Annotated in this window: 26 protein-coding genes; 10 read left to right on the top strand and 16 right to left on the bottom strand. The window is 71.7% G+C overall.

Features of this window, described 5'->3' with window-relative positions; all coding sequences use genetic code 11:
* Positions 1–42: 42 nt before the first annotated feature.
* Together H4W31_RS18525 and H4W31_RS18520 are read right to left on the bottom strand one after the other, a co-directional pair.
* Positions 43–1443, bottom strand: a complete 1401-nt coding sequence (locus tag H4W31_RS18525) for a class I SAM-dependent RNA methyltransferase (protein ID WP_192767808.1) — start codon at positions 1441–1443, stop codon at positions 43–45.
* The gene (locus H4W31_RS18520; RefSeq protein WP_404825598.1) at positions 1440–3620 is read right to left on the bottom strand and encodes an APC family permease; all 2181 of its coding nucleotides are present in this window, start codon (positions 3618–3620) and stop codon (positions 1440–1442) included. Before H4W31_RS18520 ends, H4W31_RS18525 begins: the two co-directional genes overlap by 4 nt.
* 224 nt (positions 3621–3844) lie before the next feature.
* On the opposite strand from H4W31_RS18520, the gene H4W31_RS18515 reads away from it, so the two are divergent.
* Positions 3845–4510: a potassium channel family protein gene (locus tag H4W31_RS18515; protein WP_192767807.1), complete on the top strand. Its 666-nt coding sequence runs from the start codon at positions 3845–3847 to the stop codon at positions 4508–4510.
* A 1-nt stretch (position 4511) separates the two neighbouring features.
* Positions 4512–5201: a potassium channel family protein gene (locus H4W31_RS18510; RefSeq protein ID WP_192767806.1), complete on the top strand. Its 690-nt coding sequence runs from the start codon at positions 4512–4514 to the stop codon at positions 5199–5201.
* 42 nt (positions 5202–5243) lie between these two features.
* On the opposite strand, the gene H4W31_RS18505 is transcribed toward H4W31_RS18510, so the two are convergent.
* From H4W31_RS18505 to dut, 4 genes are all read right to left on the bottom strand, one after another.
* Positions 5244–5945: a DUF3159 domain-containing protein gene (locus H4W31_RS18505; RefSeq protein WP_192767805.1), complete on the bottom strand. Its 702-nt coding sequence runs from the start codon at positions 5943–5945 to the stop codon at positions 5244–5246.
* A 43-nt stretch (positions 5946–5988) separates the two neighbouring features.
* Entirely contained in the window at positions 5989–6369 is a 381-nt protein-coding gene (locus H4W31_RS18500; protein ID WP_192767804.1) for an OB-fold nucleic acid binding domain-containing protein, read from the bottom strand.
* Positions 6370–6584: 215 nt separating this feature from the next.
* Positions 6585–7337, bottom strand: a complete 753-nt coding sequence (locus H4W31_RS18495; protein WP_192767803.1) for a DUF3710 domain-containing protein — start codon at positions 7335–7337, stop codon at positions 6585–6587.
* Between the two features lie 12 nt (positions 7338–7349).
* Entirely contained in the window at positions 7350–7874 is a 525-nt protein-coding gene (gene dut, locus H4W31_RS18490; protein ID WP_192767802.1) for a dUTP diphosphatase, read from the bottom strand.
* A 92-nt stretch (positions 7875–7966) separates the two neighbouring features.
* Between dut and H4W31_RS18485 the strand changes: the two genes are divergently transcribed.
* The gene (locus tag H4W31_RS18485; protein WP_192767801.1) at positions 7967–8458 is read left to right on the top strand and encodes a DUF3093 domain-containing protein; all 492 of its coding nucleotides are present in this window, start codon (positions 7967–7969) and stop codon (positions 8456–8458) included.
* 86 nt (positions 8459–8544) lie between these two features.
* Here H4W31_RS18485 and H4W31_RS18480 read toward each other — a convergent pair whose 3' ends face one another.
* The gene (locus H4W31_RS18480; protein ID WP_225945579.1) at positions 8545–9375 is read right to left on the bottom strand and encodes a hypothetical protein; all 831 of its coding nucleotides are present in this window, start codon (positions 9373–9375) and stop codon (positions 8545–8547) included.
* Between the two features lie 200 nt (positions 9376–9575).
* Positions 9576–9872, bottom strand: a complete 297-nt coding sequence (locus tag H4W31_RS18475; protein ID WP_101370510.1) for a DUF4193 domain-containing protein — start codon at positions 9870–9872, stop codon at positions 9576–9578.
* A 421-nt stretch (positions 9873–10293) separates the two neighbouring features.
* On the opposite strand from H4W31_RS18475, the gene H4W31_RS18470 reads away from it, so the two are divergent.
* The gene (locus H4W31_RS18470) at positions 10294–10833 is read left to right on the top strand and encodes a LytR C-terminal domain-containing protein (protein WP_192767800.1); all 540 of its coding nucleotides are present in this window, start codon (positions 10294–10296) and stop codon (positions 10831–10833) included.
* 89 nt (positions 10834–10922) lie between these two features.
* Here H4W31_RS18470 and H4W31_RS18465 read toward each other — a convergent pair whose 3' ends face one another.
* A complete protein-coding gene (locus H4W31_RS18465; RefSeq protein WP_192767799.1) occupies positions 10923–11747 on the bottom strand; it encodes an inositol monophosphatase family protein in 825 nt (274 codons plus the stop codon).
* 288 nt (positions 11748–12035) lie between these two features.
* Here H4W31_RS18465 and H4W31_RS18460 point away from each other — a divergent pair, with 288 nt between their 5' ends.
* Positions 12036–13676, top strand: coding sequence for an RNA polymerase sigma factor (locus H4W31_RS18460; RefSeq protein WP_192767798.1), 1641 nt, complete (start codon positions 12036–12038; stop codon positions 13674–13676).
* Between the two features lie 245 nt (positions 13677–13921).
* The gene (locus tag H4W31_RS18455) at positions 13922–14155 is read left to right on the top strand and encodes a DUF7455 domain-containing protein (protein WP_184533193.1); all 234 of its coding nucleotides are present in this window, start codon (positions 13922–13924) and stop codon (positions 14153–14155) included.
* Positions 14156–14390: 235 nt separating this feature from the next.
* Here the strand turns inward: H4W31_RS18455 and H4W31_RS18450 are convergent, their stop codons facing one another.
* From H4W31_RS18450 to H4W31_RS18440, 3 genes are all read right to left on the bottom strand, one after another.
* Complete coding sequence (locus H4W31_RS18450; protein WP_192767797.1) at positions 14391–16112, bottom strand: DEAD/DEAH box helicase; 1722 nt, start codon at positions 16110–16112, stop codon at positions 14391–14393.
* Positions 16113–16252: 140 nt separating this feature from the next.
* Complete coding sequence (locus tag H4W31_RS18445) at positions 16253–16915, bottom strand: trimeric intracellular cation channel family protein (protein WP_192772202.1); 663 nt, start codon at positions 16913–16915, stop codon at positions 16253–16255.
* A gap of 38 nt (positions 16916–16953) precedes the next feature.
* On the bottom strand, positions 16954–17172 hold the full coding sequence (locus H4W31_RS18440; protein WP_192767796.1) for a DUF3039 domain-containing protein: 219 nt from the start codon (positions 17170–17172) through the stop codon (positions 16954–16956).
* A gap of 107 nt (positions 17173–17279) precedes the next feature.
* Between H4W31_RS18440 and H4W31_RS18435 the strand changes: the two genes are divergently transcribed.
* Both H4W31_RS18435 and H4W31_RS18430 read left to right on the top strand, forming a co-directional pair.
* Positions 17280–18230: a pseudouridine-5'-phosphate glycosidase gene (locus H4W31_RS18435; protein WP_192767795.1), complete on the top strand. Its 951-nt coding sequence runs from the start codon at positions 17280–17282 to the stop codon at positions 18228–18230.
* The gene (locus H4W31_RS18430) at positions 18227–19141 is read left to right on the top strand and encodes a carbohydrate kinase family protein (protein ID WP_192767794.1); all 915 of its coding nucleotides are present in this window, start codon (positions 18227–18229) and stop codon (positions 19139–19141) included. The genes H4W31_RS18435 and H4W31_RS18430 overlap by 4 nt, the downstream gene beginning before the upstream one ends.
* A 93-nt stretch (positions 19142–19234) precedes the next feature.
* Here H4W31_RS18430 and H4W31_RS18425 read toward each other — a convergent pair whose 3' ends face one another.
* The gene (locus H4W31_RS18425; protein WP_192767793.1) at positions 19235–19615 is read right to left on the bottom strand and encodes a DUF4259 domain-containing protein; all 381 of its coding nucleotides are present in this window, start codon (positions 19613–19615) and stop codon (positions 19235–19237) included.
* Positions 19616–19696: 81 nt separating this feature from the next.
* Positions 19697–20056, bottom strand: a complete 360-nt coding sequence (locus H4W31_RS18420) for a DUF3099 domain-containing protein (RefSeq protein ID WP_192767792.1) — start codon at positions 20054–20056, stop codon at positions 19697–19699.
* Between the two features lie 140 nt (positions 20057–20196).
* Here H4W31_RS18420 and H4W31_RS18415 point away from each other — a divergent pair, with 140 nt between their 5' ends.
* Both H4W31_RS18415 and H4W31_RS18410 read left to right on the top strand, forming a co-directional pair.
* Entirely contained in the window at positions 20197–20484 is a 288-nt protein-coding gene (locus H4W31_RS18415; protein ID WP_318783256.1) for a hypothetical protein, read from the top strand.
* An 88-nt stretch (positions 20485–20572) separates the two neighbouring features.
* Positions 20573–20884: a hypothetical protein gene (locus H4W31_RS18410; protein WP_192772201.1), complete on the top strand. Its 312-nt coding sequence runs from the start codon at positions 20573–20575 to the stop codon at positions 20882–20884.
* A gap of 25 nt (positions 20885–20909) precedes the next feature.
* Here the strand turns inward: H4W31_RS18410 and H4W31_RS18405 are convergent, their stop codons facing one another.
* Both H4W31_RS18405 and H4W31_RS18400 read right to left on the bottom strand, forming a co-directional pair.
* Positions 20910–22127: a low temperature requirement protein A gene (locus tag H4W31_RS18405; protein WP_192767790.1), complete on the bottom strand. Its 1218-nt coding sequence runs from the start codon at positions 22125–22127 to the stop codon at positions 20910–20912.
* 227 nt (positions 22128–22354) lie between these two features.
* Positions 22355–22933 (bottom strand): HhH-GPD-type base excision DNA repair protein, encoded by a 579-nt coding sequence (locus tag H4W31_RS18400; protein WP_192767789.1) that lies wholly within the window; start codon positions 22931–22933, stop codon positions 22355–22357.
* Positions 22934–22941: the final 8 nt, after the last annotated feature.

Genomic DNA, 22941 nt, shown 5'->3' with positions numbered 1-22941 from the left:
TACCGGCTGAGGCGGCACGGCCCGTCGACGGAGCCGTACCGCTCAGCCGGTGGTGGTCGGGGCCGCCGGCACCAGCAACGACACGAGTTCCACGTGCTGGGTCATCGGAAAGAGGTCGAATCCGCGCAGGGCGGCGAGCCGCCAGCCCGCCTCCCGGAACGTCCGCACGTCCCGGGCGAAGGAGGCGGGGTCACAGGCCACGTAGGCGATCGCCCGGGTGGCGGCGGCCGCGACGGCCCGGACCACCTCCGCCCCGGCACCGGCCCGGGGCGGATCCAGCACCACCAGGTCCACCGGGCCGATGATGCGGCGCCGGGACAGCGCCGGAGCGACCGACGCCCGTACCACCTCGATCTGGGGCAGGTCGCTCAGGTTCTGCCGGGCGGCCCGGACCGCCGCCGCGGCCGATTCGACCAGGGTGATCCGGCCGGTCGGGCCGACCTCGCCGGCCAGCGCGGCGGCGAACAGGCCGGCACCGCCGTAGAGGTCCCAGGCGGACTCACCGTCGCGCGGGTCCAGCAGGTCGAGTACGGCCGCCACCAGCGTGTCCGCCGCGGCCGGGTGTACCTGCCAGAACGCCTCCGGCGGCAGTTCCCACACCCGGTCGACGGCCAGCTCCCGTACCGTTCCCGTCGCCTCGACGGGCGCCTCGACCGCACCCGGTCCGGCGGCCCCACCCGGGGCGGTACGCCCACCGGACGGGTCACCGCCGGGCTGCCCCGCGTCGACGCCGTCCACCGGGTCGGCGGCGTCGCCCAGTTCACCGCCGAGACCCAGCCCCGTCGTCCGGCGCGGGCGCACCGTCACGTCGCCGCCGGAGGAGGCGATCACCTCCACCACGTCGGCGTCCGGCCAGCTCCGGCCGCTGGCCGGCAGGACCGGTTGGTCCTGGATCGCGGGGTGGGCGATCAGGCAGCGGTCGATCGGGACGACCTCGTGTGAGCGGTGCTTGAGCAGGCCGGCCCGGCCCGCCCCGTCGACCGCGTAGCGCACCCGGGACCGCCAGCCCAGCGATCCACCGGGCAGCGCGTCGACCCGGACGTCCAGCTCGGCGACCTCGGCCGGGTCCAGTCGGGCCAGCCGGCGCAACTGCTCGCGTACCACCTCCGCCTTCCAGTCCCGCTGCGCCGGAGGCGCGACGTGCTGGAGGTCGCATCCGCCACACCGGTCCGGACCGGCGTACGGGCAGGGCGGTTCGACCCGGTCCGGCGACGGTTCGAGTACGGTCACCGCGTCCGCCCGCAGGAAGTCCCGGCGTACCTCGGTGATCTCGGCAATAACCCGCTCGCCGGGCAGGGCGTGCCGGACGAAGACCACCTGGCCGTCGAGCCGCGCCACGCAGTGCCCGCCGTGCGCCACCGCGCCGACGGTCAACTCGACCCGCTCCGCCTCACCGGGGCCGGTCGTGGCCCGCTCGACCCGCTCCGCCTCACCGGGACTCATCGGGGGCCGGCGGTGTCGGCACCGGGGGCCGGCGGGGGATCGTCGAGATCCGTACCGGGCGGCGGAGGCGGGGGTGACGGTGCGGTGGTGGGGGGCGGCGGCGGTGGCGCGGTGCTCAGGCTCGACGGTCGCGCCGGGGCGGTCGTGCTGCCGCCCGACGGCGCCGGTGGGGTGAGCAGGTCGCCGACGCTGGCGCCCCGGGGGCCCCGGGCGGGTCCGCGCCGCAGTGTCGCGTCGTACCGGTCCAGGTTCTTCCGGGCGGTCGAGGCCAGTTGCCACGGCACGCTGGTCACCATCACTCCCGGTTCGAAGAGCAGCCGGCCCTTGATTCGCAGTGCGCTCTGGTTGTGCAGCAGATTCTCCCACCAGTGCCCGACGACGTACTCGGGGATGAAGACGGTGACCACGTCGCGGGGTGACGCCCGGCGGGCCGAGGCGACGAAGTCGAGGATAGGCCGGGTGATCTCCCGGTACGGCGAGTCGATGACGGTCAGCGGCACGGTCATCCCGTGTCGCTCCCACTCGGCCTGGACCGCCCGGGTGTCGACGTCGTCCACGCTGACCGTCAACGCGGTCAGCGTGTCCGGCCGGGTGGCCTGAGCGTAGGCGACCGCCCGCAGGGTCGGCTGGTGCACCTTGCTGACCAGCACGATGGCGTGGTTGCGGGCGGGCAGCACCGGCCGGCCCTCGGCCGGGGTCAGCTCGGCGGCGATCCGGTCGTAGTGCCGGCGGATGCCGAGCATCATCACGAAGATCACGGCCATCGCGGCGATCGCGATCCAGGCGCCGAGCAGGAACTTGGTGATCAGGACGACCACCAGTACGGCCGCGGTGAGCCCCATCCCGAAGGTGTTGATCGCCCGGGAACGGATCATCCGACGCCGGACCACCGGATCCCGCTCGGTACGCAGCAGCCGGTTCCAGTGTCGGATCATGCCGGCCTGGGAGAGCGTGAACGAGACGAAGACGCCGACGATGTAGAGCTGGATCAGCCGGGTCACCTCGGCCTGGAAGGCGACGATCAGCAGGCACGCGGCGACCGCGAGGAAGACGATGCCGTTCGAGAACGCCAGCCGGTCACCCCGGGTGTGCAACTGGCGGGGCAGGTAGCGGTCCTGCGCCAGGATCGAGCCGAGCACCGGGAAGCCGTTGAACGCCGTGTTGGCGGCCAGGAAGAGGATCAGCGCGGTCGCCCCGGCGACCACGAAGAGGAGTACCCCGTCGCCGAAGATCGCCTGGCCGAGCTGGACGGTCACGGTCTTCTGCACGTAGTCGAGCGGCCCGTGTTCGAGCTGGCGGGCCGGATTCTCCATGAACTGGAGGTGGGTCAGCCGGGCCAGCCAGATGATGCCGACGATCATCACGATCGCCACCGTGCCGAGCAGCAGCAGCGTGGTGGCGGCGTTCTTGCTCTTCGGCGGCTTGAAGGCGGGGACGCCGTTGGAGATCGCCTCGACCCCGGTCAGCGCGGCACAGCCCGAGGAGAACGCCCGGAGCAGCAGGAACGCCATCGCGAAGGCGGTCAGGTTGGCGTGCTCGGCGCTGACCACCAGGTTGGCGCTGGGCGCCGAGAGGTCGTGCCCGAGGACGAAGATCCGGACCAACCCGGTGAGGATCATCCCGACGATGACGATGATGAAGCCGTAGGTGGGGATCGCGAACGCGGTGCCGGACTCACGCAGCCCGCGCAGGTTGATCGAGGTGAGCAGGATGACGGCGGTCACCGCCACCCCCACCCGGTGCTCGGAGACGAACGGCAGCACCGAACCCAGGTTGGCCACGCCGGAGGAGACCGAGACCGCCACCGTCAGCACGTAGTCGACCAGCAGAGCGCTGGCCACCCCGACGCCGAACTTCGGCCCCAGGTTGACCGTGGCCACCTCGTAGTCGCCGCCGCCGGAGGGGTAGGCGTGCACGGTCTGCCGGTAGCTCGCCACCACCGTCAGCATCACCACCACGACCGCCAGGGCCACCCACGGGGAGAAGAGGTACGCGGAGGTGCCGGCGATGGAGAGGGTCAGCAGGATCTCGTCCGGGGCGTACGCCACGCTGGACAGCGCGTCGGAGGCGAACACCGGCAGCGCGATGCGCTTCGGCAGCAGGGTGTGCTGCAGCTTGTCCGACCGGAACGGTCGGCCGAGGAGCAGGCGCTTCAGCAGCGAGGTGGGTCTGGCCACAACCGGTAAGGGTACGGCTGTCGGAATCGCCCGGCCGACCGGTGCGGCGATCTTCACCGGTCCGGTGCCCGGCAGCCCGGCCCGGCGCCGGACGGGGCGACCCGGACCGGTTCGACCGCACCCGTCGGGGAGGTCGGGCACCACCGGGGACGGGTCGCATGGCACGCTTTCGGTGAACCCACCCACTCCGACGGGTCGGTCACGTGATCACCAGGAGGACGTACGTGCACGTCGTGATCATGGGCTGCGGACGGGTCGGCTCGACCCTGGCCCACAACCTGGAGTCGCGCGGCCACTCGGTGGCCGTGATCGACCAGGACGCGGACGCCTTCCGCCGGCTCGGCTCGGACTTCGGCGGAATCACGGTCACCGGGGCCGGTTTCGACGCGGACGTGCTACGGCAGGCCGGCATCGAGCGGGCCGACGGATTCGCCGCGGTGTCCAGCGGCGACAACTCCAACATCATCTCCGCCCGGCTGGCCCGCGAGACCTACGGCGTCTCCCGGGTGGTGGCCCGGATCTACGACTCGAAACGGGCGCAGGTCTACGAGCGGCTCGGCATCCCCACCGTGGCCACCGTCCGGTGGACCGCCGACCGGATCGTCCGGCACCTGGTGCCCGAGGGACACGTGGAGATCTTCCGCGACCCGACCAGCACCATTTCGATCATCGAGGTGCCGATCCACGACGGCTGGATCGGCCGACCGGTACGCGGGCTCGAGGAGGCGACCGGAGCACGGGTCGGGTACGTGACCCGGTTCGGCATCGCCGCCCTGCCCACCGCCTCCAGCGTGATCCAGGAGGGCGACCAGATCTCCATGCTGGTCACCGACGACGTCGCCAACCAGGTGACGACGGTGGCGGGCTCACCCCCGGAAGGAGGGCGCTGACATGCGGGTAGCCATCGCCGGCGCGGGCAACGTGGGCCGCTCGATCGCCCAGGAACTGATCGAGAACGGGCACCAGGTGATGCTGATCGAGCGGAAGCCGAAGATGCTGCGCCCTGAGCGGGTGCCGGCCGCCGAGTGGATCCTGGCCGACGCCTGTGAGCTGGCCAGCCTGGAGGAGGCCGACATCGCGACCTGCGACGTGGTGGTGGCGGCGACCGGCGACGACAAGGTCAACCTGGTGGTCTCGTTGCTGGCCAAGACCGAGTTCGCGGTGCCCCGGGTGGTCGCCCGGATCAACCGGGCCGAGAACGAGTGGCTCTTCACCGACCAGTGGGGCGTCGACGTGGCGGTGAGCAAGCCACGGGTGATGGCGGCCCTGGTCGAGGAGGCGGTCACCGTCGGCGATCTGGTCCGACTGATGACCTTCCGTCAGGGCGAGGCGAACCTGGTCGAGATCACCCTGCCGCCGACGGCGCCGTACGTCGGCCACCCGATCCACGCCGTACCGCTGCCTCGGGACTCGGCGCTGGTCGCCATCCTGCGGGGCAAGCGGGTGCTCGTACCGACTCCCGACGACCCGTTGGAGGCCGGCGACGAGCTGATCTTCGTCTGCACCGCCGAGGTCGAGGACGAGGTCCGCAAGGTCGTGCTCGGTCCGGACAGCGTCGAACGGACCCGCAACACGAAGTGAGCCGAGCGGCGTCGCCCAGGGTCGCCCGGGCCGGCGGTCAGTTCAGTTTCCGACAGCGGCCGGTACGGCCGGAGTCCGGTTCACCCGGCGTACCGCCCAGATGGTGATCACCAGCAGCAGCGCGTACGGCGGGTAGCCCAGGGCCAGCCGGGCGATGCCCAGCGCGGTGTCCTTGTCGGCCAGGTACAACCCGGCCTGTACGCCCACCTTGGCCAGCCACACCACGCCCCACAGCACGGTGAGCCGGGTGAAGGTACGGACCAGCCGTGGATCGTCGCGCCACTCCGAACGGCCGCCACCGACGATGATCGACCAGATCCAGCCGACCAGCGGTTGACGGATCACGGCCGAACCCAGCAGGACCAGTCCGTAGACGATGCCGTAGAGGATGCCGGGAAGATAGAAGTCCCGTTCGTCACCGGTCCGCCAGGCGATCAGCGCGCCGACGCCGATCCCGAACAGGCCGTTGACCGCGTGTCGGACCGGCCGTCGCTGGACCAGCCGGAGCACGGCGATGGCCACCGCGACCGCCACCGAGGCGATCACGGCGGGCCGCAGCTCGGTAACGATGTTGAGCACTACGAAGACGACCACGGGAATGCTGGACTCGACCATCCCCCGCCAGCCACCGAGCTGTTCGGCCATCTGCTCGGTGAGGCTGGGGAGCTGCTCGTCGTCCTCGGCGGCCCGGCCGGCGTCCGGCTCGCCGTCCGTCTTGTCGATTCGGGGCTGTCCAGGGGTCATGTGGGTTTCTTCCGGTCGCTTCCGGAGTCGCCTGGGCTCACCCTCACCGCGGCAACTCCAGCTCGTAGTACGGGTTGTAGATGACTTTACGGTCATCACGTACCGCCATGCGACCGCGAGCGGTCAATTGCCGGCCCGGTTCGATCCCGGAGATGTGCCGGCGTCCCAGCCAGACCAGGGTCACGATGTCACTGCCGTCGTAGAGGTCCGCCTCCAGCGTCGGCAGGTTCGTCCGGGGGGTGTAGACCACCGTGCGGAGCCGGCCGGAGACCGACACCACCTGGCCGCGGCTGCACTGCCCGGCGGGAGTGCTGCCGCACTCGGCGCTCTCCCGGAGCAACTCCTCCGCCTCGATCTCGGCCTCGCTCGCGGTCAGCCGCTGCAGGAACCCCCGCCACGACATTCGACCCTGGTCGGTCGCCATGACCCGGTGTCACCCTCCTCGACGCGCCGGACCCGGCACGTCCTCGTCACGACCCGCGTGGAGCCGTCCCGCAAGCGTACGCCGGATCGGCACGCCCGGAGTCGGCCGCCCGGCCACGCCCGGCACGGGCCGGTGGCGCCGGCGCGGTCCGGGCCGGTCCGGCCGAATCCGGTTCAGCCGAATCCGGTCCGGTCGGCAGCGCGGCGCGTGGGTGGTCAGGCGTTCCGGCGCCCCGACGGAGGGTCGGTCCGGTGCGGCGTCTGCTGCCCCGAGACGACGCCGTTGACCGGCGGGCCGCTCGTCGCGGACCCCTCGGCCTGCTCCGTGGTCGCCCCGGCCTCGTCGGGATCGCGCGGCAGCCGCAGCGGCAGCGGCTCGCGTACCGGCTTGGCCTCCTGGCCACGGTCGACCACGAGCCCGTCCAGGCACTCGGTCAGCGGTCCGGCCACGGCCGGGTCACTGGCGGCCCGTCCCTGGAACACGCCCTGGATCATCCACCGGGGGCCGTCGACGCCGACGAACCGCAGGTCGGCCACGCCGCCGTCCGGAGTCTGGACCCGGGCCCGCAGCTCGGTGCCGTAGTCGCCGGTCAGCTCCTCGGCCACCACGCCGTCGGCGGCCAGCGACGTCCGGATCTCCTCCCGCCACTCGTCCCAGATGCCGTCCGTACGCGGTGCGGCGAACACCCCCAACTGGAGGGCGCTCTCGCCGTACACCAGGACGACCTGCTGGATCACGCCTTCGGGATTGGCCTGGACCCGTACCTCCACCTCCCCGATGGCCGGGATCTGCAGGCTGCCCAGGTCGAGTCGCTGCACTCCGTCCGGCGCCTCGCTGAGGTCGTACGGCCCACGCTGCGGGACGGCGCGTTCGGCCGAGGCGGTGAGGTCCTGGGTGTCGGCGCTCTGCCGATCGGACCGATCGTCACGGGCGTGACGCCCGCCGCCGCGTCCTCGGGAGAAGATCATCGTGCGTACCTGCTACCTTCCGCTCACGGCTGCGGGGTGGGCGCTCGCCCCCTCGGTCTTGCCACTCGGGTCACGCGGGACGACCAGGCCGGCGTGCCCGCCGGTCGAGCCGTGCCCGCCCTCGCCACGCGAGGAGTCGGACAGCTCGTCGACGGCCTGGAACTCGGCCCGCTCCACCCGCTGCACCAAGAGTTGCGCGATCCGGTCACCCCGCGAGATCTTCGCCGGTGAGACCCGGTCGTGGTTGATCAGGTTGATCAGGATCTCGCCGCGGTAACCGGCGTCGACCGTACCGGGCGCGTTGAGCACGGTCACACCGAGCCTGGCCGCGAGTCCGGACCGGGGGTGGACCAGGCCGACGTAGCCCTCGGGCAGCGCCACCGCGATGCCGGTGCGGACCAGGCGCCGTTCGCCCGGAGGGATCTCGACCTCCTCCGCGGCCACCAGGTCGGCCCCGGCGTCGCCGGGATGGGCGTACGCCGGCAGTGGCAGGTCCGGATCGAGCCGTCGAATCGGTACGGGCACCACGTGCGTCACGTGCGTCACTCTCCTGGCAGGGTTCACGGATCCACCGGTGATGCCACCATCCTGCCGGGTCAACCGGTCACGCCGCGCCGTACCCTCACACCGTGGCTCCGAGAAGTTCCGAATCCGCCGTCGCCCCGGCCCACACCGGGTACACCGAACGGCTGAGCCTGCCGTGGTGGCTCTGGTTGGCCGGTGCCGCCGTGGCCGGACTGCTGGCCGCCGAACTCTGGCTCGGCTCGACCGGCGTCCGGGCCTGGCTGCCGTTCGTGATCCTGTTTCCGCTGACCGCCGTCGGGCTCGGCTGGCTGGGTCGGATCCGGGTCGCGGTCCGGGACCGGGAACTCCTGGTCGACGACGCCCGGCTGCCGGTGGAGTTCGTCACGGACGCGATCGCCCTGGACGTGGCCGGCCGGCGCGAGGTGCTCGGCGTCGGCGCGGACCCGCTGGCCTTCGTGGTGCAGCGTCCCTGGGTACCCGGGGCGGTGCAGGTGGTGCTGGACGATCCGGCCGACCCCACGCCCTACTGGGTGGTCAGCTCACGTCACCCGGTACGACTGGCCGAGGCGATCATGGCGGCCCGCGACTCGGCCTGAGCAGCCCTTCCCAACCGGCCTGAGCCGCCAGTGCGGCTCGGACCGGGACCGCCCGAGCCCGACCCGGACCGCGATCGTCGGGCTGCTCAGTCGTCGATCGCGGGGCGGCCCGGCCGCAGGTCCTCCCGGATCCGGTTGCCGAGCCCACGGGTGGCCCGGCCGTTGAGGAAGCCCGCCACGGCAGCTCCGGTGAGGAACGGCCCGAGCGTGGTCAGGTTGCGCCCGAAGCGCCTCAGCAGCCGGTCCCGCAGCTCCTTGCGGGCCGCCGTGCCGAGCACCGCGCCCACACCCACCCCGGGCAGGAGCGGGTTCACCCCACGCTGGGCGGCCCAGGACCGGACCAGCACCACCGCCCGCTGGCCGGCAGTGCCCGGCATCCGAACGCCGTACACCTCGTGCAGCTCGCCGATCAGCTTCAGCTCGATCGCCACCACGGCGACGGTCTCGGCGGCCAGCAGCACCGGCGCCGAGAGCAGGGTCGGGGTGACGACCCACTCCACCGCCGCCACGCCGCCACCGGCGGCGCCCACCCCGGCCGTGGCCCGGACCGCGTTGCGGACCAGCCGCTCGGCGAGCGCGTCGTCGTCCAGCCCGTCGAAGTGCCGGCGCAGGGTCTCCCGGTCACGGATCGGCACGTGCGGCGCGATCTCCGCCACCGTGTCGGTCAGCCAGCGGACCGCCGCCTTCGGTTTGAACAGGCTGCTGGTCCCACGGGCCCGCACCTGACCGACGAGCCGGCTCAGCAGCCGCCGTCGGCCGCCCCGGCCGAGGTCGTCGTCGGTCAGCGCGGCGACCGTCGCGCCGAGTTCCTCGTCCCGAGGGACCAGTTCCGATCCCGGCTGCGGGGCCGCTGCCCCACCGGTCTCGGCGGATGCCGGCGACGAAGTATCCGGCGCCTGGTCGGAACGGCTCATCATGACCTCCATGCGCGTGGCGGTCGGTTAGGCGTCGAGCCACGTGGATTCGAGTCAAGCAGGTACCCACCAACGCGCATGCCGAATCACCCGCGGCGACCTCCAGCCGTGGAGGTCGCCGCTCCCCGGACCCGGACAATCCGAACCCGTCGACGACAGGCCGGATCCCCTGGCCGGGGAACCACTTCCCGGCTCCGGGAAGCTCAGGCGCACTCGCGGCAGATCAGGTCACCGTTGCGCTCCACCGCGAGCTGGCTGCGGTGGTGTACGAGGAAGCAGCGCGCGCAGCGGAACTCGTCCGACTGCATCGGCAGCACCTTCACGGTGAGTTCCTCGTCGGCCAGGTCGGCACCGGGCAACTCGAAGCTCTCGGCGACCTCGGCCTCGTCGACGTCCACTGCGGCCGACTGTGAGTCGACCCGCCGAGCCTTGAGCTCTTCCAGGCTGTCCTCGCCGAGGTCGACCTCGTCGCGACGCGGGGCGTCGTAGTCGGTGGCCATCGGTCTCACTCTCCCATATCGATATAGTCGCTTCCGGTTGTAACGCCGGAGGACGCTGTTTCGGTTCCCGCTGGCCGGCCTTACTTCCGGTCGCCCGACCCGGCGCACGTTCCGGGTCGCGGCCGCCGGGCGGAACTGCCCCGGCGAGCGGGGTACCTTACCCCCCTTCGGGCGAGGCATGTATACCGTCCCTGCGGCATGCATGTACGTCCGAGCGCGCGGAGTTGTTCCCAATGTGACTCAGGCGACACGAAGATAGGGGTAAGGGTCGGCCGATCGTCGTCGGCGCGCCGACAAATTCGGCGGTTTCCACACCCGGTCGGACAACGGCTGGTGTCACCGGCATACTCGGTAGCCAACGGCGGCCGACTCGCAGCGGCGGCCGGCATCTGTCACAGACAAACCTCGGGGAGCCAACCAGATGAGTTTCGCGCGCGTCCGGGCCCTGATCGTCGTCGGCGTGCTCGCGGGGATCGCCCTGGTCTTCGTCGCCGTCACCCTGGTCCGGGACACGCAGGCGGGCCAGGACACCGCCGAGGCGTGCCCGGACGGCTACAAGTTGGCCGACGCGCGGCTGCGACTGCCGGAGGACATCAAGATCAACGTCTTCAACGCGACCTCGACTCCTAACCAGGCCAACGAGGTGAAGGACGACTTCCAGAACCGGAAGTTCAAGGTCCTCAAGGCGGGCAACGAGCCGAAGAACAAGGGCGTCGACCGCGTCGCCGTGCTGCGGTACGGGCCGAAGGGCGTCGGCTCCTACCACGTGCTGAAGGCGTACTTCCTCAACGAGGCGACGCCGGAGTTCGACCTGAAGCGCGACACCGACGTGGTGGACGTGGTGATCGGCGACGAGTTCAAGCAGCTGGCCACCCAGACCGAGGTGAGCCAGGCGCTGGCCCAGGGCGGCGGTGGGCCGCAGTTGCCGGCCCAGACCTGCGCCGACCCGAGCCTGACCTGAGCCGGCGTGGTCGGGTCGGCGGGCGGTAGCCGATGGCTCCGCCGGCCCGACGGCCGGAACCTCGCCGGCCCCGGAACGCTTGGCCGGGTCTACGGGCCGCCGGCGGCGTCGAGCCGGTCCAGGTGGTCGTGCAGCGGGCCGAACAACGCCGGCGGCGCGGCGATCACCAGATCCGGCCCGGGACCGGCCCCGGCCAGCCCGTCGACCAGGAGCCCGGACTCGGTGGCGATCAACCCACCGGCCGCGTGGTCCCAGAGGTTGAGGCCCTTCTCGTAGTACGCGTCGACCGATCCCTCGGCGGCCAGGCACAGGTCTATCGACGCGACACCGAACCGGCGGATGTCCCGGATGTGCGGAATCAGCTCGGCCAGCACGCCGGCCTGGTGGGCCCGGCGCGCCGGGTCGTAGCCGAAACCGGTGGCCACCAGCGCCTTGCCGAGGTCCGTCTCGGTCGAGGACCGCAACCGCTGACCGGCCCGGTAGGCACCGCCGCCCCGGATGGCGGTCCACTCGTCGCCGGTGACCGCGTTGCGGACCACCCCGGCAACCACTTCTCCGTCGACCTCGGCCGCCAGCGAGACGGCGTAGTGCGGCAGTCCGTACAGGTAGTTCACGGTGCCGTCGATCGGATCCAGGATCCACCGCACGCCGGCACCGCCGGTCGGCCCGGTGCCGTCGGCACCGCCGTACTCCTCCCCCAGGACGGCGTCCCCGGGCCGGGCCGCCCGCAGGGTCGCGACCGCCTCGCGTTCCACCGCGCGGTCGGCCGCGGTGACCACGTCGGTCGCCGTGCTCTTGGTGGTAACCCCGGACACCCCGTCCGCACGCATCCGGCGGGCGGTCTCGGCCGCCTGCCGCGCGACCTCGACAGCGATCTTCAGTAATTCGTCCCCGGCCGGTCTCGTGCCGTCCATGACGTCCCCTTCCGCACGCCTGTGACGTCCCGTGCCCGGCGCGAGTATCATCCTTACAAAGTCCACACGCGCATCGAGTCGGTAGCCCCGGACCGCGTCTCCGGCGTGCGGCGCGGGATGATCGCCGCAGACGGCGTTACAATTCACCCCTGCCCACGCGCCACGGACCGCCGAGCACCGGCCGGCCCGGGACACGGGGGTTCCTCAACCACATCGGCCCGGCACGACGCATCGCGCTGCGCCGGCCGACCCCGGCCGTGCCCGCTCATCGCCTCCGGAAGGTCATTCGTGACAGAACCCCGCCACATCGGCGCCGACGTACGCTCGCTCACCGACACCCTGATCGCCCACGCGCAGAACGCCGGCGGCCAGCTCACGTCGGCCGAGTTGGCGCGCACTGTCGAGACTGCTGAGGTGACTCCGGCCCAGGCCAAGAAGATCCTGCGTGCGCTCTCGGACGCCGGGGTGACCGTTGTGGTCGACGGCTCCGCCAGCACCCGTCGCCGGGTCGCCGCCGCCCGGTCCGCCACCCCCGCTTCCCGGGCCACCACCGCCAAGGCGACCAAGAAGTCGGCCCCGCCCGCGCCCAAACAGGCGCCCGCCGCCGAAGAGGCCGGCGGACCGCGGAAGGCCACGCCCCGCAAACCCACGCTCGCCCCCGACGGCTCCGCGTCGGCCCCCGGCGCCAAGGTGGCCGCAAAGGGCACTGAGACGGCCGCCAAGGGCCCCGCGAAGGCCGGACGTACGACGAAGCCCGGCACGACGGCAGGACCGGCCAGAGGCGCCAAGGGCACCGGCAAACCCGGCGACCCGGACGCGCCCGGTGACGCGGACATCGATCCGGAGGCGCTTGCCGCCGAGATCGAGGACGTGGTGGTCGAGGAGCCGGTCGAGCTGACCAAGGCGGCCGAGGCCGACGCGGCCGAAGCGGCGACCGACAACGACTTCGAGTGGGACGACGAGGAGTCCGAGGCGCTCAAGCAGGCGCGTCGGGACGCCGAGCTGACCGCCTCGGCGGACTCGGTCCGGGCGTACCTCAAGCAGATCGGCAAGGTTCCGCTGCTCAACGCCGAGCAGGAGGTCGAGCTGGCCAAGCGGATCGAGGCCGGGCTCTACGCCGCCGAGCGGCTGCGCGCCGCCGAGGAGGGCGAAGAGAAGCTCGTCCGGGACATGCAGCGCGACCTGATGTGGATCTCCCGGGACGGCGAGCGGGCCAAGAACCACCTGCTGGAGGCGAACCTGCGACTGGTGGTGTCGCTGGCCAAGCGGTACACCGGGCGGGGCATGGCGTTCCTGGACCTGATCCAGGAGGGCAACCTCGGCCTGATCCGCGCGGTCGAGAAGTTCGACTACACCAAGGGCTACAAGTTCTCCACCTACGCCACCTGGTGGATCCGCCAGGCCATCACCCGCGCCATGGCCGACCAGGCCCGCACCATCCGCATCCCGGTGCACATGGTCGAGGTGATCAACAAACTTGGCCGAATCCAGCGCGAGCTGCTTCAGGACCTGGGCCGCGAGCCCACGCCCGAGGAGCTGGCGAAGGAGATGGACATCACACCCGAGAAGGTACTGGAGATCCAGCAGTACGCCCGGGAGCCGATCTCGCTCGACCAGACCATCGGCGACGAGGGCGACAGCCAGCTCGGCGACTTCATCGAGGACTCCGAGGCGGTCGTCGCGGTCGACGCGGTCTCCTTCTCGCTGCTGCAGGACCAGCTCCAGCAGGTGCTCCAGACGCTTTCCGAGCGGGAGGCCGGCGTGGTGCGACTGCGCTTCGGGCTGACCGACGGGCAGCCACGGACCCTGGACGAGATCGGTCAGGTGTACGGCGTCACCCGTGAGCGGATCCGCCAGATCGAGTCCAAGACGATGTCGAAGTTGCGCCATCCGTCCCGTTCGCAGGTCCTCCGGGATTATCTTGACTGATCACAAAAGTCAACCGGACGTGTCGGTCTGATCACCAGACGTACAACGGTGCATGGTGATCGGTCGGTTCCCCACGAGTGATCGTTGACGTGGCACCCTGGTGGCACGGCACACTGTCTCTACCACGTGTGACATCGGTCCCCCGGGGGCACACTGGGAAGGCCACACCCCACAAGGGTGTTGCACGATAGGTGAGCAATGACCGAAGAGAGAGTTCATCGGTGACGACCGCAGGAGGACAGGCGATGACCCCGACCCTCACGCCGCCGCCCGAGACGGTGGCTCCCCCAGCCGCCGATGAACGGTGCGACCGCTGTAACGCAGCCGGCAAGCTCCGGATCACCCTCGCGGGTGGGAGCGAACTGGTGTTCTGTGGACATCACGCGAACAAGTACGCCGAGGATCTGGTGAAGATCACGGTGCGGTACGCGGCTGACCCGGAATTTAGTTGGCGTGGCGCCGATTTGATGGCGAACTGACCAAGACAGGACATAGCTGGCCGGAGGTGTTCCGAAAGGGCACCTCCGGTCCTCTATTCCGGATCGGCGTACCGGAGCGGGTGCGTCGGGTGGGCCCCGTGCGGGCTCCACCGGCAGGGGTGCGCCTTCGGCCCCGGCCATCCCGGCCATCCCGGTCGTCCCGCCGTGCGCCGTACGGTCGCGCCGTTCCGTAAGCCCGTCCGTGGTGCCGTTCGGCCAGCAACGGGCCGCCGGATCACAGTGTCTGTACGGTGGCGATCCGCTCCTCGAGCTGCTCGATGGTCGCCTGTGCACTGGGCGGCCCACCGCACCGGCGACGCAGCTCCGCATGGATCTTGCCGTGCGGCAGCCCCGTACGGTGATGGTGCGCCGCCACCAACGCGTTGAGCTGGCGGCGCAACGAGACCCGCCGTTCCGCCGCGCTCAGCGGCGCGCTGGCGGTCCGGGGCGCCGGCGCCGGTTCACCGGCCTGCCGACGCCGCTGTGCGGCCAACTGGTCCGCCTGACGCTTGTTGAGCAGCACCGAGACCTGGTCCGCGGTGAGCAGTCCCGGCAGGCCGAGGTACTCCTCCTCTTCCGGCGTACCGGCCTGGGCGGCGGTGCCGAAGGAGGCGCCGTCGAAGATCACCTGGTCCAGCTCGGCGGTCGCGGACAGCGCCTCGAACCGCTTCTCCAACTCCCCGCTCGCCTGCTCGGAACGCTGGGCGCGCTCCAGCAACTCGTCGTCCAGCCCGTCGCCCCGCTTCGGCGCGCCGAGCACGTGGTCCCGCTCGGCCTCCATCTCGCTGGCCAGCCCGAGCAGGTGCGGCACGCTGGGCAGGAAGACCGAGGCGGTCTCCCCGGGCCGGCGGGCCCGGACGAACCGGCCGATCGCCTGGGCGAAGAACAGCGGGGTGGAGGCACTGGTCGCGTAGACGCCGACCGCCAGCCGGGGGATGTCGACGCCCTCGGAGACCATCCGCACCGCGACCATCCAGCGCTGGTCCGATTCGGCGAATGCCGCGATCCGGGCCGAGGAGCCCTGGTCGTCGGAGAGCACCACCACCGCCCGCTCGCCGGTCAGCCGCTCGATCAGCCGGGCGTACGCCCGGGCGGTCTGTTGGTCGGTGGCGATCACCAGACCCGCGGCGTCGGACACCCCGCCCGCCCGGAGCACGCCCAACCGCGCGTCGGCGGCCCGCAGCACCTGCGGCATCCAGTCGCCGGCCGGATCGAGGGCGGTACGCCAGGCCTGGGCGATCAGGTCCTGGGTCATCGGCTCGCCCAGCCGGGCGGCCAGTTCGTCGCCGGCACTGGTCCGCCACCGGGTCTCCCCCGAGTACGCCAGGAAGATCACCGGGCGGACCACGCCCTCGTTCAGGGCGTCGGAGTAGCCGTACACGGAGTCGGCGCGGGACCGTTGGAGGCCGTCGCCGCCCCGCTCGTAGTTCACGAAGGGGATCGGATTGTCGTCGGACCGAAACGGCGTACCGGTCAGCATCAGGCGGCGTACGGCGGGCTCGAAGGCCGCCTTGACCCCGTCACCCCAGGACCGGGAGTCCCCGGCGTGGTGGATCTCGTCCAGGATCACCAGGGTGCGTCGGGTCATCGTCCGGCGCCGGTGTACCTGTGGTGCGATGCCGACCTGGGCGTAGGTGACCACCGCACCGTGGAAGTCGCTCGACGAGTGCACGTCGGCGTTCCGGAACGCGGCGTCGAGCTGGATGCCGACCCGGGCCGCGGCAACGGACCACTGGGTCTTCAGGTGCTCGGTCGGAGCGACGACGGTGACCGCCTCGACGGTGCCGTCGGCGAGCAGTTCGGCGGCGATCCGCAGCGCGAACGTCGTCTTGCCGGCCCCGGGAGTCGCGACCGCCAGGAAGTCGTCGGACCGGCGTCGCAGGTATTCGACCAGCGCCTTACGCTGCCAGGCCCGCAGCGAGGGGAACGATTCGATGGCCGGCAGCCGGGCTCCCACGCAGCACACTCCCCTCCGACGGCACGTATCCGACCACACAAAAACGCCTTCGCGGCCGGATCGAGTCGAGCTGGCGCGAAGGCCATGTCAGCATAACCAGCCGGCCCCGGTGGACCCAGCCGACACCAGCGCCACACCCGTCACGGCTCGTCCGGGCCCGACCGGTCGGGCAGGGGTTCGCGCGCCGACCGCTCGGCGGCGACCGGCGCGGACCAGCGGCGGCGCAGGGCCACCAGCCGGACCACGAAGACGAACAGCGCGGCGACGGTCAGCGGCCCGGGACCGGCCAGGCCGGCCCGGTCCAGGGCGACCACCGCGACCGCCCCGACCAGCGCCGCCACCGCGTAGATCTCCCGCCGCAGCACCACCGGGATCTCCCCGGTGAGCAGGTCCCGGCCGAGCCCGCCGCCGATCCCGGTGAGCATGCCGATCACGCAGGCACCGACCGGCGGCATGCCGGCGTGCAGCGCGGTGAGCGTACCGGTGACGGTGAACAGGGCGAGCCCGGCCGCGTCGAGGACCAGCACGGTGGTACGCAGTCGGGCGAGCTGGGGATGCAGCCAGAAGACCGCCGCAGCGGTGACCGCGGCGGTCACGGCGTACCGCCAGTCGGCGAAGGCCAGTGGCGGCGCCTCGTCGATCACCAGATCACGGAAGATCCCGCCACCGAGCGCGGCGACGAACCCGACGAAGACGACCCCGAACAAATCGAGCCGCTTCGCCACCGCGGCGGACGCACCGGAGGCCGCGAAGATGGCGACACCGGTCAGGTCGGCGAGGAGCAGGGCGGCACTGGCGGTCACCACAGTGTTACGCGGCCGGCGGGACCCGCCGCACCGGCTCAGTCACGCATGGAGTCGTAGATCTCCTTGCAGCGGGGACAGACCGGCGAACCCGGCTTGGCCGCCTTGGTGACCGGAAACGTCTCGCCGCACAGTGCGATCACGAAGGTCCCCATGACCGCACTCTCGGCGATCCTTTCTTTCCGGACGTAGTGGAACATTTCCGGCCCGGTGTCCGCGTCCTTCAGCTCCGGACGCTCGAGAACCTCTGTGCTCACGGCAGTGATTCCTCCCTAAGTGACCCCGCCAACGCTCAAGTTTGGCAGGTCACTGCCGAACGGTCCACCGGAACACCCCGTCGGCGGGACCCGTACGGTGGTCAGCCGTGACCGATTTTCAGATCCGGTACGGCGCCGAGGTGGCCGAGGCCCTGCGCGCCGGACTTCCCGTTGTCGCCTGTGAGAGCACGATCGTCTCGCACGGGCTGCCCCGCCCCGACAACCTGCGGGTGGCCCGGGAGATCGAAGCCACGGTACGGGCGAACGGGGCGGTGCCGGCGACCATCGGCATGGTCGAAGGCGAACTGGTGGTGGGTCTCGACGACGCTCAGTTGACCCGTTTGGCCAGTACCGACGGGGTGGCCAAGCTCTCCGTACGCGACCTGGCGGTGGCTGCCGCGAGCGGCGCCGACGGCGCGACGACGGTCGCCGCCACCAGCGCGGTCGCCGCGGTGGCGGGAATCGGCGTGTTCGCCACCGGTGGGCTCGGCGGGGTGCACCGGGAGGCGGCGCAGACCTTCGACGAGTCCGCCGACCTGATCACCCTGGCCCGGACGCCGATCACGGTGGTCTGTGCCGGCGTGAAGTCGATCCTGGATGTCGGCGCGACCCTGGAACGGCTGGAGACCCTGGGCGTGGCGGTGGTGGGCTACCGCAGCCGCCGGTTCCCGGGCTTCTTCATCACCGACGGTGGCTTCGACCTCGACTGGTCGGTCGAGTCACCGGAGCAGGCCGCCGCCGTACTGGCGGCCCGGGCCGCGCACCGGGTCCAGCCGAGCGCCGTGATCGTGGCCAACCCGCTGCCGGTGGACGAGCAGCTCGATCCGGAGTTGCACGACCGGACCCTGGCCGACGGGCTGGCCCGGCTGGCGGCCGACGGGATCACCGGCAAGGCGGTCACCCCGTTCCTGCTGGCCCACTTCCACTCCGCCACCGAGGGCGCGAGCCTGGCGGTGAACGTCCGGATCATCCTGCGGAACGCGGCGTTGGCGGCTCAGATCGCCGTCGCCGCCGCTGCCGGTGCAGCCGCTGCCGCTGCCGCTGCCGAGCGGGGATGACCTCGGCGTCAGCCCGGATCGTCGTGGTCGGCGACATCGTCACCGACGTCGTCGCGATGCTCTCCGGCCCGCTCGCGGCCGGCTCGGACACCCCGGCCGGGATCCGGGTCACCGGGGGCGGGCAGGCTGCCAACACCGCCGCCTGGCTGGCCTGGCGGGGACATCCGGTGACCCTGGTCGGGGCGGTCGGCGCCGACGACGCCGGCCGGTCCCGGCTCGCCGAGCTGACCGGGCTGGGGGTGCGGTGCGCGGTACGCCGGTACCCGGACGACCCGACCGGCACGGTGATAGTGCTCGCCGGCGACGGCGAACGGACCATGATCACCGAGCGGGGCGCGAACCTCCGACTGGCTCCGGACGACGTCGCGGCCGCGCTGGCGGAAGCACCCGACGCGGCCCATCTGCACCTGTCCGCGTACACCCTGTTGGACGCCGGGTCGCGGGAGGCGGGCCGGCGGGCGTTGGCCGTCGCGCGCGAACGCGGGCTGACCACCAGCGTCGACGCGGCCTCCGCCGAGCCGCTGCGCCGGGTCGGCCCGGCGGCGTTCCTGGCCTGGGTACGGGATGTCGACCTGCTGCTCGCCAACGCGGACGAGGCGACGGTGCTGGCCGGTCCGGGATCCCCGGCCGACCAGGCCCGCACGCTGGCCGGGGTGACCCGGCACGCGGTGGTGAAGAACGGCGCCGACGGCTCGGTCTGGGCCGAGCGGGACGGCGGGATGGTCGACGCGGCGGCCCGCCGGGTGCCGGTCCGGGACGTGACCGGCGCGGGGGACGCGTTCGCGGCCGGCCTGCTGGCGGCCTGGGTGACCGGAGCGGGGCCGGCCGAGTCGCTGGGCCGGGCGGCGGAACTCGGTGCGGCGGCGGTCTCCACCCTCGGCGCCCGGCCGGTGGCGAACAGGCTCGGATGACGATCGGCCGATCGGCGCCCGGACCGGCGCGAACAGGCCCGGATGACGATCGGTAGCGGCCGGAGGCGATCGGTCAGCCGGCGCGACGACCGGTCAGAGGGCGTGCACGGTCTCGCGCCGGGACGCCTCGATCAGCCGGTCGAACGTCTCCTCCAGTACGGCCCGCCGCCGCTCCTGGTAGTCCGCCGACTCGAACTCGCCGATGTTCTCTTCCCAGACCGCCAGGTAGCGCCGCTTCCACTCGGCGGCGAGGTCGGGGTTCGGCAGTTGCACGCCGACGTAGCCCAGTTCGGCGAACCGGCAGAGCAGTTCGAGGTTGCACGGCACCGCGACACCCCAGTACTCGTCCGGCTCGATCCGTACGGGGTCGCCCGCCATCGCCTCGGCGACCTCGGTCAGCAACCGGTCGGTGATCATCGACAGGTGGTCCGCGGCGGTGTCGCTGTCGAAGTTCCCGCTGCCCCAGTCACCCACTGCTGGTCCTCCTGACGGTTGCGTGCCGCGCCCACCGGACGTCCGCCCGGTCTGCGGCTTCTCCTGCCGGCTCGGCCCGGATCAGGGCTCGACGTCGATGACCCGGTGCGGCCGCTCCTCGGCGGCGAGAGCGCGCGGCGGGGTCTCGTCGATGTGTGAGCGGCGCATCCGGGCGCCGATCCGATGCTTGTCCTTGGGCGGCCGGTCGTTGGCGAGCAGTACGGCCAACCACGGGATCAGGACCATGCCGACCGCGCAGAGCGGCAACCAGAGCCAGAGCAGTGGTGCCTTGGCGCCGACCAGGATGGCACCGAGGACGACGCAGAGCGCCCGGATGGACATCATCACGATGTAGCGCCGTTGGCGGCTGCGTAGCTGGTCGTCCTGGCTTCGTGAGGCGTCGGTGATCAGGATCGGCTGGTACACCTGACGCTTCACCACGGCCCTCCAGAGGGATCTGGCCCATCGTCGCCGGGACTCTCCCGTCCCGGGACGCCGCTCCCATCCTCGCACCTTCGTCCGGAGGCCGGCCGACCAGCTATCCACTGCCCGTCGTGTTACGTGCGTGGTACGCTCCCCGCGTGGGCAGCAGGTTCAGCTTCACCGACGAGGCACTGGGCAACCTGAGGGTCCACGACGTCACTCCCGGCGAGGTGTGGGAGGCGCTGCACAGCGCACGACGGGTCATCCGACACCTCGGCGACGACGTGATGATCGTGTACGCGACCGCACGACGCGGGCGTCGGCTGGCCATCCTGCTCGCCGAGGCCGATCAAGTTGACAACGACTGGGACATCCTCTCCGCGCGTGACCTGACGGACGTCGAGTCCAAGCGTTACGAGGAGGCGGTCCAGGGGCGACGGCGATGAGCCCGCCCCGGGGTGGGCCGACCACGCGCACCAGGACACGGAGATCGGTCACGGAATCGACCACGGAGACGAGGAGGAGGCGGTGACGATGAACCGACACGACGCGACGAAGCAGTTCCACTCCGGTGACGACCAGCTGGCGGACCTGATCGACGATGCGCAGCCGGTCGAGCTGCCCACCCCGGACACCGACGTGCCGATGGTCAGTCGGTCCGTACGACTGCCGTTGGACACCTACGAACGGGTCCGCGCGGCCGCCGACGCCCGGGGAATCGGGGTCACCACGCTGATGCGGCAGTGGATCGAGGCGGGGCTCGCCGACCTGGACGACTCGGCGACCGTGTCGCTGGCCGACGTACGCCGGGCGCTGGCCTCGCTCGCCCAGCCGACCGCCGCCTGAGCCGCCTTCCGAACTCCACGGCGGCTCAGATCGGCGGCGCGGGCTGCTCCGGTGCCCGGCCGTGCGAGCGGCGAAAATCCAGGAGCGCGACCCCGAGCAGTATCCCGGCCGCGGTGCCGGCGATGGTCAGTGGTGACATGTTCAGCATTGCCGGCACCACCGCGCCCAGCAGGATCAGGCCGGCCACCCGGGACCGGGACACCCGGCCGAACACCTGGTACTCGAAGCCGGCCCGCCCGACCAGGAACAGCGCGGGCCCACCGAGAACGGCAAAGAGCCAGGCCGGCGGGTTGTGCCCGAGCGGATGGGCGATGGACAGTTCGTAGCCGACCCCGGTCAGCACGATGCCGGCGATCATGGTCAGGTGGGTGTAGGCGACGGACTGGCCGAGCCGGGCCGGGTCCCGGGCCCGGGTGATGGCCAGCGGCAGCACCTGTCCGGCCCGGTAGAAGTAGATCCGCCAGAACAGCACCGTTGTCAGCAGCGCCAGCCCGAACGCGCCGGTCCGGGCGGGGGTGAAGGCGCCGCCGCCACCGCTGAAGGTGACCCCGATGACGAAGATCGATTCACCGAGCGCGATCAACAGGAACTGCTGGTAGCGCTCGGCCAGGTGCTCTTCGGCGAGCGTCTGGCCGCTGAACCGGGTCCGGCCCAGTCGGGGCGCCGGCCAGCCCAGCGTCAGGGCGATGTAGTCCACCGTCACGGCGAGGCTCCAGAGCACGCCCCGGGCCGCACCCTCGCCGAGCAACCCGCCGATGATCCACGGCACGGCGGTCAGCCCGCTCCAGAACAGCACCCGGAGCGGGGCGGCCGGATCTGTCGGATCCGCCCGGCCGTGCGTCGCAAGCAGGAAGATGAGAATGCGGCCGATCTGGACCGAGACGTACGCGCCGGCGAAGACGAGACCGCGCTCGCCGAACCCTTGCGGCAGCGCGACCGCCATCACCATGCTGCCGACCACGGTCACCACCACGACGACCTGTACGGCCAACGCGTCGGGCTCCAGCGTGCTGGTGATCCAGGCCGTCGTCGCCCAGAGCAGCCAGAGCGCCAGGAAGAGCAACAGGGTCTGCCCGGCCTCGGAGAGCAGGATCCGCTGCTCGGTGGTGAAATCGGTGATCAGCCGTTGGGAGACCCGGGTGAGCGCGAAGACGAAGACCAGGTCCAGGAAGAGTTCCAGGAACGTCGCCCGCTGCGAACTGGCCTCGCCGCGCAGGATCAGGCCCGAATGCGTCTCACCCATCCGTCGCCGACCCGGAACGTCCGGTCGACACCTCGGCCGGGCGTACGCCAGCGGGCGCCGCCGGAACGACCACAGCGCCCCCTGAGTGTCGACGATCTCAACCCTCAAACGAGCCAGTGCCGGCCCGGGGCGCTGCCTCCGGCCCCGATTCGAGCCCCGAGGCCGGGGTCAACCGGTCGACCGACCCCCGGAAGTGCTCGCCACCGGGCCGGACCTGATCGCCCGGGTCAGCCGGCCGCGCCGGCCTTGGCCGCGGCCTTCATCTGCTGCTTGTGCTCCCGCACCTTGGCCAACGAGGTGTCGTCGACGACGTCCGCGACCGAGTGGTGCACGCCGTCGATGCCGTAGTCGCCCGCCGCCTCGCGCCAGCCGGGCGGCTGGACGCCGAACCGCTTGCCGAGCAGGGCGACGAAGATCTGCCCCTTCTGCTTGCCGAACCCCGGCAACTCGGTGATCCGCTTCAGCAGTTCCCGGCCGTCCTCGGCCTCGGACCACAGCCGGCTCGGGTCGCCGTCGTACCGCTCGACGAGGGCGCGGCAGACCTCCTGCACCCGGGCCGCCATGGCCTTCGGGAACCGGTGCAGGGCGGGGCGCTCGGCGAAGATCGCCGTCAGCGCCTCCGGGTCGTAGTCGGCCAACTCGGCGGCGTCCGGCTCGTGTCCGAGCCGCTTCACCAGCTCGTACGGGCCGGCGAAGGCCTTCTCCATGCTGACCTGCTGGTCAAGGACCATGCCCGTCAGCAACGCCAGCGGGTCGCGCCGGAGCAACTCGTTGGCTTCGGCAGCGATGGGCAGCGAGAGCGTCATACGCCCAT

Source organism: Plantactinospora soyae, assembly GCF_014874095.1.
Lineage (GTDB): Bacteria > Actinomycetota > Actinomycetes > Mycobacteriales > Micromonosporaceae > Plantactinospora > Plantactinospora soyae.
The sequence above is the reverse complement of the archived record's forward strand: the minus strand, read 5'-3'. Positions and strand labels throughout refer to the sequence as shown.

Bases quoted from the DNA above. Each gene is read 5' to 3' on its own strand.
- H4W31_RS18525 (WP_192767808.1), bottom strand. From the start codon at position 1,443: ATGAGTCCCGGTGAGGCGGAGCGGGTCGAGCGGGCCACGACCGGCCCC.
- H4W31_RS18510 (WP_192767806.1), top strand. From the start codon at position 4,512: ATGCGGGTAGCCATCGCCGGCGCGGGCAACGTGGGCCGCTCGATCGCC.
- H4W31_RS18505 (WP_192767805.1), bottom strand. From the start codon at position 5,945: ATGACCCCTGGACAGCCCCGAATCGACAAGACGGACGGCGAGCCGGAC.
- H4W31_RS18500 (WP_192767804.1), bottom strand. From the start codon at position 6,369: ATGGCGACCGACCAGGGTCGAATGTCGTGGCGGGGGTTCCTGCAGCGG.
- H4W31_RS18495 (WP_192767803.1), bottom strand. From the start codon at position 7,337: ATGATCTTCTCCCGAGGACGCGGCGGCGGGCGTCACGCCCGTGACGAT.
- H4W31_RS18480 (WP_225945579.1), bottom strand. From the start codon at position 9,375: ATGATGAGCCGTTCCGACCAGGCGCCGGATACTTCGTCGCCGGCATCC.
- H4W31_RS18475 (WP_101370510.1), bottom strand. From the start codon at position 9,872: ATGGCCACCGACTACGACGCCCCGCGTCGCGACGAGGTCGACCTCGGC.
- H4W31_RS18470 (WP_192767800.1), top strand. From the start codon at position 10,294: ATGAGTTTCGCGCGCGTCCGGGCCCTGATCGTCGTCGGCGTGCTCGCG.
- H4W31_RS18465 (WP_192767799.1), bottom strand. From the start codon at position 11,747: ATGGACGGCACGAGACCGGCCGGGGACGAATTACTGAAGATCGCTGTC.
- H4W31_RS18455 (WP_184533193.1), top strand. From the start codon at position 13,922: ATGACCCCGACCCTCACGCCGCCGCCCGAGACGGTGGCTCCCCCAGCC.
- H4W31_RS18430 (WP_192767794.1), top strand. From the start codon at position 18,227: ATGACCTCGGCGTCAGCCCGGATCGTCGTGGTCGGCGACATCGTCACC.
- H4W31_RS18410 (WP_192772201.1), top strand. From the start codon at position 20,573: ATGAACCGACACGACGCGACGAAGCAGTTCCACTCCGGTGACGACCAG.
- H4W31_RS18405 (WP_192767790.1), bottom strand. From the start codon at position 22,127: ATGGGTGAGACGCATTCGGGCCTGATCCTGCGCGGCGAGGCCAGTTCG.
- H4W31_RS18400 (WP_192767789.1), bottom strand. From the start codon at position 22,933: ATGACGCTCTCGCTGCCCATCGCTGCCGAAGCCAACGAGTTGCTCCGG.